Consider the following 792-nt stretch of genomic DNA (forward strand, 5'->3'; position numbering starts at 1 on the left):
AGCAGTCGGTTTGGTATTTAGGCAAGGCAGCGCCTATGTAGTGTGGTTATTCCCCATAAATAGACGATAACGCAGCATCAATGCCAAACAGGCGCTGCCCGAAGGGTTCTACCTAGGGGCAATTAACTCTTTGTTGCTCGGTTTTTACTTAGCCCACTAGGTTACAAACCTCGCGCCGCGATTAAATAGCCCCTAAATTGAACAAATTTCAATCCACAAAGGTCAACACGCCCTAGTTTAGCAAAAACTAAAACAACTTTACTTGGTTATTATTTTTTATAAACTGCGGGCAAAGTTATGCTCGCAGTTTATTGTTTTTAGTAAGTTGAGTTTGGTGTGTACTGAGGGTTTATATCACCACCAACTTCTTCAGGATCTACGTCGTTAATAAGTAGGATCTCGCGTACGGCTTCAATGTGATCAAGCACACTTTGGTAACGCTCGCCATATTCGTATTTTGTCACTTCAATAGCTTTAGGCATGTAAGTAAAAGCTATTTTTAGGGCGTGGAGTGCTTCTTCGTTTATTTTTTCGTTCATAATGTTCTCTTATGTGTAGGCTATGGTTAATAAAATAACACCAAATATGATTAGGTAAAAACCAAAACTTACAATTATGACGTTTTCTCAAATACGGATACACAATTTAATTAACCTGAGCTCTGGTTAAGAGATTTACTAACGCATTGAATTATGGTGATATTTAAATTTATTTTCTCTAGCCAGAGATTTTCAGTGAAAACAAGGCGAATTTACGCGTCAATAGCTGGTCGTGTGCAAGTAAATTCAAAGC

At 38.3% G+C, this 792-nt stretch carries 1 protein-coding gene; it reads right to left on the bottom strand.

All coding sequences use genetic code 11. The features are described from left to right. Window positions 1–317: 317 nt before the first annotated feature. Complete coding sequence (locus CWB66_RS20740) at window positions 318–539, bottom strand: penicillin-binding protein (RefSeq protein WP_138586930.1); 222 nt, start codon at window positions 537–539, stop codon at window positions 318–320. Window positions 540–792 lie beyond the last annotated feature (253 nt).

This window comes from Pseudoalteromonas sp. S558, from assembly GCF_005886635.1.
GTDB lineage: Bacteria > Pseudomonadota > Gammaproteobacteria > Enterobacterales > Alteromonadaceae > Pseudoalteromonas > Pseudoalteromonas aliena.